Origin of the sequence: Actinosynnema sp. NPDC023794, from assembly GCF_040639675.1 — a bacterium.
Classification (GTDB): Bacteria; Actinomycetota; Actinomycetes; order Mycobacteriales; family Pseudonocardiaceae; genus Actinosynnema; species Actinosynnema luteola.
On record NZ_JBFAFR010000082.1, the window covers coordinates 1 to 6,083 of the forward strand.

The window sequence follows — 6,083 nt, forward strand, 5'->3', positions numbered from 1 at the left end:
CGCCGGACGCCCCGTCACCCTCGTCACCCAACCCGCTGACCGCCCCACCCGACACCTCCGCCATCGAGGTGTTGCGACGACCAGTTGAATCCGCCCAGTACACCTCGATCAGCTTCACCGACCACCTAGCAGCCACCGACGTTGATGCCTCGATCGGCTCGGTCGGGGACGCCTACGACAATGCCCTGGCCGAGTCCACGATCGGCCTCTACAAGACCGAACTGATCAACAAACAAGGCCCGTGGCACACCCGTGACCAGGTCGAATACGCCACGCTGGAGTACGTCGACTGGTACAACAACCGGCGGCTCCACGGGAAGATCGGCCACGTCCCGCCTGTCGAGCACGAGGCCGTCTACTACCGTGAGCACCAGCCAACCCCGGCTGGAGCGATCAACTAATCGAGGCTCCATCAATGCCGGAGCGCTTCAACCACGCTTCCTGATCCGGTTGGCGGTTTGGGTCTTGAGGGGCATGTAGGAGCGGGTGGTGCGAGCAAGATGGGTGCCGTCGGACGCGTTCAACAGCGTCGAACCGTGTCCAACGGCACCCAGCACTCACGACCTCCTCCGGTGATTCTATTCCACTGGTGGAGGCGTTTTCTCGCTTCATTCACACAGAAGAGCTCAAAGAACGAAGCTTTGTGCGGGCTGCCTCCCGGCCACCCGCGCTATCCAGGGTTCAGGGTGAGCCGTCGGGCTCCTGATAGGAAGCGCCCGGCGGCCTAAGCTCGGCAAGCGGCACCCTACTTCAGGCACCTCGAACAGCTTCGCGGACAAGGTGACAGCTTCGAACGAGTTGGGCGAGCGGTTGGCAGCTGTGCTTGCCGGTGCAGACGCGGGTTCCGCGCTTCATGTAGGAACGGGGTGTTCGGCGGTTAGGGTTCGGCCTCCGCAGCTATTCATGCTGCGGTGTGTGGAGCAAAGCTGGAGCAGCCGGTGCAGTCGAACGACGTGCGACGACTTCGAACGGCGGTGAACGGTACCGGCTGACGTGCGGGTTCTGTGTTTGTCCTGGTCAGGGCAATGGTCGGACCGTGCTGGCAGAGTGAGCCTCCAGCTTGTTGGCTGCACTTCGCCGCAGTTGGCATGCGTTGGTGGCTGTTGGGCGCAGTTCATTGATGTGGTCGGCTCGTGCATTTCGGGTGTGACTGCGGCGCGCGGATGGTCTTGGCTGGACCAGACCGGCAGGCGTCCTGAACCGCGCACCCGGCTTGTCTAGGCCTGGCTCCAGACGCGCCACCTGTCAAAGTAGGAATCGGGCAAGATCTCTAAGAAAGCTCACGGCGCATTTAGTTGTTTGTGCGGCTGATGGATACTTCGAACACGACCCGGTGGTACCTGTGGGTGTGGAACCGGCCGGTAAGAGCTATCCGGGCATGTGTGACACGTCGGTTCGACTGATCGGGTTACGTGTCCTCGATCCGAAGGTCGTCCGTCGATCTGTCGCGTACAAAGGCTGCTGTTCGTACCGCTGACGAGACGGGGAGGCTCGGGTGGCGTTCGAGGTGGTGCCCGGTGAGGTTCGGGATCACGGCGAGCAGGTCCAGGGGCAGGGGGATGTGTTGGCGCAGGCGTTGGACGCGGCGCGTCAGGTGTCGATGTCCGCGGATGCGTACGGGGTGCTGTGTCAACCGTTCACCCTGATGCTCGACCCGCTGGAGAAGTGGGGCGTGGAGGCGTTGTCCCAGGCGGCGGAGGCACTGGACTCGATGGCGGAGTCGCTGAAGGCGACCGCCGAGGTCTACGAGCAGGTCGAGTCCGACAACGTCGACCGGTTCGACCGGTTGGGGCAGGGGTGAACAACCCGTTCGTCGCGAAACCGGAGGACGACACCACCTCCATCACCGGGATCGGCCTGCTGGAGGCCGGGCAGGCCGCGCTGGACGGGATCAACAACGGGGATTGGGCCGAGGCGGGCCTGGGAGTCGTCGGCGCCGGGCTTGAAGCGCTCGGTGTCTACATGGACCCGGTGGGCACGCTGGCGTCCTACGGGGTCGGGTGGTTGATCGAGCACATCCAGCCGTTGCAGGACATGTTGAACGATCTGGCTGGGACACCGCCGGTCATCCGGGCCTATGCGCAGACCTGGCAGAACATCAGTGAAGGCGTTGAGCGGGCGGCCGGTGAGCTGGAGACCACGTCGCGTGATCGCACTGCCGGGTGGCGTGGTGCTGCGGGTGATGCGTATCGGGCGCGTGCCGAAGAAGTGGTTGATGCGCTGCGTGGTGCGTCGAGGGTGTGCAGCGGTGTGGGCGCCGTGGTCACGATCATGGGTGAGGTCGTGGCGGCGGTGCGGGAGTTCGTGCGGGATCTGATCGCCGACGCGGTCGGCAGGCTTGTGGTCTGGGGACTGGAACTTCTTGTCACGGGTGGTGCCGCGGCGCCGGTGGTGGCGATGCAGGCCACCAGCCTGGTCGCCAAGTACGCCGCCAAGATCGCGGACGTGGTGCGCAAGCTGCTCCGAACCATCTCCAACGTGGCAAGACGGCTCGACGGGCTCGCCGAGGTGCTGCGCATGGCCTGGCGGAAGCTCAAGGAGTTGGTCGACAAGCTGCGTCGGAAGGACTCGGATCCGCAGCACAAGGATCCGCGTGAGGTCGACCGGCAGCGTCGGGAGCGGGAGAAGCGGGAGCTTATCGATGAGGCGCTGCGCGATGGGGTCAAGCTCGATCCGGAGAAGGTCGTCGAGATCGGCAGGGACCCCAACGGGAAGATCGTCTTCTTGGAGGAGGGCGGAGTGAACCCGAGGACCGGTAGGGAGGCTGGTCTGGCGCATGTGATGAAGCACAAGGATGAGTTCGTCGCCGCAGGCATTCCCGAGGACAAGATCGCCGACGTCGTGCACCGCGCTGCTACGGAAGGTCGGTACACGGGGTACTGCCAGGGCAGTCCACCGGGTCGCCCGATCTTCGAGGTTGAGTACGGTGGGCAGATGCACTACATGTCAGTGCAGGTAGGCAACAACGGCTTCATAGTCGGGGCAAACATGCGCAGCGCCAACGATCCGTTCGACGGAGCGCGACGTGATCCACGCGCGGAGACCGATGAGAACTACCGAGGGTGGGGACGATGAACGGCGTGATCTCGGTTCGGTTGGCGCCTGAGTGGGGCACCGACCCGCTGTGGGTGCGCAAGGACAGTGATCCGATCCCGGCGAACTACTCGGCCGAGCGACTGGCGGACGATTTCGGTGTACCTGCGGATCTCGTCGCGGCCATCGAGGCGTGGGACGACGAGTTCCAAGCCGTCTACGACCCGGACGACCCGATGGACTCCGGATTTCCGGACGAGGCGGCCACGGCGGCGTGGCACGAGCGGGGTGAGCGGTTGGCTGAGCGGCTGGCCGCGGCGTTGCCGATGCGGGTCGAGTTCCACACCGCGCGTGGGGACCGCGTGTTCGGAGGTTGAGGTCGGCACCTGTCGGCCCCGTTCACACTGCGGTGTGTGGAGCAAATCTGGAGCAGACGGGAGAGCCGAACGGCGTGCAACGGCTTCGAACGGCAGTGGACTGCGCCGGCTGACGTACCAGTTCCCTGTTTGTGCTGGTCAGGGCGCTTGTGGAACAGCACTGGCAGTGTGAGGGTCAGGGGTTCGAGTCCCCTCAGCTCCACAATCGAATACAGCATACGAATCGCCCGCTGACCTGCGGTAATGCAGGTGGTGGGCGATCTTGCTTTTCCGTCCACTGTGGTCTGTGATGGCCGAGCTGGAGCATATCCGGAGCAGGCGGTCGCTCTGGACGAAATGTTGTCAGCTGTGTGCTCCAGCTCTCACTAACCCAGTTGGGTGGATCTGCCTGGGGACCTTTCGGTCGCCGTGGCCGCCGTCATGTTTGGCACCGGTGTGACTCCTTAGCGGCTTCGCTGTCGTGTGGTGGACAACGGGCGGCCGTTTGTTCGTTTTCGGTAGCGGCGGCAGTGACTGCTGCTACATTGCGACACGAAGCGGTCGCAGGGGGTGACGGGGATGGGAACTCCTGGTCGGGGCTACGCGCTCGATCCGGGCGAGTTCGAGCAGTTGAAGGCCAGTCTCAGAGCGGCTGGGGAGGCGTTGGGGTTACAGGACTTCCGAGCCAAGGCCAGCCTCGAGGGCAGCATGACGGTGCAGTCCGTGAGCCCGCACGAGAACATCGAGGAGACCGTTGACGAGGTGGTCCTGGCGTTGACGAAGTTCGTCGATCAGGACTACGCCCGGACAAGTCAGGCCGTGCAGGACTTCATCAACCGGGTCCACACCACGATCGAGACTGCGATCGACGGCGTCCATCGGACGCAGCAGGAGTACGTGGAGGCCGAGAAGCTCATCGGTGAGGGGCTGCGCCGGGTCTACCCGGAATGACCAGGGGGAGGAGCATGTGGGCTTTCTTCAGACCGTGATCACGGACTCTTTGCTGTCGGACGCGGGAGAGATCGACGGGTTCGCGGCCCGGCACGCTCCAGGTCTGCCGTCCATCCAGGCCACCTTGAGGGTGATCAGGGACATCGACCCGGAGTCGTTCCGCCGGATCGGGCGGGACGTGTGGGGCACAGGGCAGTCTGACGGGGCGGATCAACTCGGCAAAGCGATCGACGGCTGCGTCAAGGGGTTGGAGACCGCGGCCAACCAGGCTTCGGCGTGGACCGGTGAGGCGAGCAACGCCTATACCGAGCGCATCAACCGGATGAAGCAGGCGTTGGGTGAGATGCGCAAGCCCGCCCACGACGTCGGTCAGGCGCTGGTCGACATCGCCGACGGCTTCGAGTTCAAGGCGTCGGACATGTGGAACAACATCTGGAGCGCCATCGGGTTCGTGGTCGGCATCATCGGTGTCATCGCGGGCATCATCGTCGGTCTGACCGGGATCGGCGCCGTTGTGGGACTGATCCTGGGGATCCTCGGTGTCCTGGTGGGCCTGGCCGCGTGGTGGCACTCGCAGAAGTTCAAGGCCGATGAGCAGATCGCCAAGTGCGCCGAGGCGTCCGCGGACGCCGCCAAGGCGATGGAGTCGCTGGGCAAGCTCCAGCCCTAGGAGGGGACGTGGATCCGCAGGAGATGGTCGCGCAGGCGCAGGAACGTTTCGCCAAGATCAGGCGCGATCCGGAGAAAGCACTGTTCAGCCAGTACAAGGGTGTGTCACCCAGCGGTGCGGTCACGGTGTGGGTGGACATGATGGGCAAGCTCGTCCGCGTGCACATCGCCCCCAACACCCTTTATGAGGGTGGAGAGCCCTGGTTGACCGAGGAGCTCATGGCGGCGCATGAGGCGGCCAAGCGGGCTGCCGAGGTGCTCGACTTCACCATGGCCGACCTCGCGCGTGAACTCGACGACGCGCTGGCGTTGAAGCAGCACGTCACCGCTGCTTCCGAGACACCACCGGTTGACCGGCGCCGCACCGCACCTCGCCCTGACGACGACGAGTGGTTCGAGAACCGGAGTCACCTGCGCTGACATGTCACGACCACACATGAACGACCGCGGCCTCGCTGTGTCGTACGCACTGGTCTTCGCGATCCTCCTGGGAGTCGCGGCGCTCGGTTTCGCCCAGATCGCTTCGACTTACCAGTGGTGCGAGGGCGATGCGGCAGGGCAACTGGCGTCGAACGAGGCGGCGGCCGAACTGAGTCTTGACGCAACACCAGCCGTCGTTTGTCGGAGCGGTGAGGTGACCGTGGAGCTGCCGATCGCACCGGCTCTCGCCAGCGTGCTGTTCGCCATGGTCGGCATGGCGCTCAGCCTCGTCACGGTCGTCATCACCGCGCGGCGTGTCCGCGCTGCCAAACGGCGTTGACAGCGAGAACAGCCGCTTCGGTGGAGCACCTGGCGATCCGGCAGGGCGGATCTGCTCAGTGACTTTTCGGCGGCCGTAGCGGCTGTCAACGTTCGGCTCCGGTAACCGAACCAGCGACGGGCTCTGGACGGCCGTCAGCGGGCGCATGGGCCGTCGTAGCCCTAGAAGATGTCGGTCTGTTTCCAGTCGACGCATGTCGGGCGTTTGCCGGTTCGGGGTCTGTAAATCGCTCCTCTGTCAAGCGGAGGTTGGTCGGGTAATCGTGGCGTCGATGCGTAGAGCGCGGTAGACGACGTCGGAGAGGTGTCGTTTGA

General features: G+C 64.6%; 8 protein-coding genes. All 8 read left to right on the forward strand.

Annotated features, from left to right (window positions below):
* A partial coding sequence (locus tag AB0H12_RS44965) for an integrase core domain-containing protein (RefSeq protein WP_499632858.1) occupies window positions 1-401 on the forward strand: 401 nt, incomplete at its 5' end.
* Window positions 402-1,495: 1,094 nt separating this feature from the next.
* A complete protein-coding gene (locus tag AB0H12_RS44970) occupies window positions 1,496-1,801 on the forward strand; it encodes a type VII secretion target (protein WP_499632861.1) in 306 nt (101 codons plus the stop codon).
* Window positions 1,798-3,075, forward strand: a complete 1,278-nt coding sequence (locus AB0H12_RS44975) for a WXG100 family type VII secretion target (RefSeq protein WP_499632864.1) — start codon at window positions 1,798-1,800, stop codon at window positions 3,073-3,075. Before AB0H12_RS44970 ends, AB0H12_RS44975 begins: the two co-directional genes overlap by 4 nt.
* Window positions 3,072-3,410, forward strand: a complete 339-nt coding sequence (locus AB0H12_RS44980) for an immunity protein CdiI family protein (protein ID WP_499632867.1) — start codon at window positions 3,072-3,074, stop codon at window positions 3,408-3,410. The genes AB0H12_RS44975 and AB0H12_RS44980 overlap by 4 nt, the downstream gene beginning before the upstream one ends.
* A gap of 558 nt (window positions 3,411-3,968) precedes the next feature.
* Entirely contained in the window at window positions 3,969-4,340 is a 372-nt protein-coding gene (locus tag AB0H12_RS44985) for a hypothetical protein (RefSeq protein ID WP_499632870.1), read from the forward strand.
* A 34-nt stretch (window positions 4,341-4,374) separates the two neighbouring features.
* Window positions 4,375-5,010 carry a WXG100 family type VII secretion target gene (locus AB0H12_RS44990; protein WP_499632873.1) on the forward strand — a complete coding sequence of 212 codons (636 nt, stop codon included), beginning with the start codon at window positions 4,375-4,377 and terminating at the stop codon, window positions 5,008-5,010.
* A gap of 8 nt (window positions 5,011-5,018) precedes the next feature.
* On the forward strand, window positions 5,019-5,429 hold the full coding sequence (locus AB0H12_RS44995) for a YbaB/EbfC family nucleoid-associated protein (RefSeq protein ID WP_499632877.1): 411 nt from the start codon (window positions 5,019-5,021) through the stop codon (window positions 5,427-5,429).
* A gap of 16 nt (window positions 5,430-5,445) precedes the next feature.
* Window positions 5,446-5,769 carry a hypothetical protein gene (locus tag AB0H12_RS45000; protein ID WP_499632880.1) on the forward strand — a complete coding sequence of 108 codons (324 nt, stop codon included), beginning with the start codon at window positions 5,446-5,448 and terminating at the stop codon, window positions 5,767-5,769.
* The last annotated feature ends 314 nt before the right edge of the window (window positions 5,770-6,083 follow it).

Excerpts from the sequence above, each read along its gene's own strand:
- AB0H12_RS44980 (WP_499632867.1), top strand. The coding sequence starts at position 3,072 with ATGAACGGCGTGATCTCGGTTCGGTTGGCGCCTGAGTGGGGCACCGAC.
- AB0H12_RS44985 (WP_499632870.1), top strand. The coding sequence starts at position 3,969 with ATGGGAACTCCTGGTCGGGGCTACGCGCTCGATCCGGGCGAGTTCGAG.
- AB0H12_RS45000 (WP_499632880.1), top strand. The coding sequence starts at position 5,446 with ATGAACGACCGCGGCCTCGCTGTGTCGTACGCACTGGTCTTCGCGATC.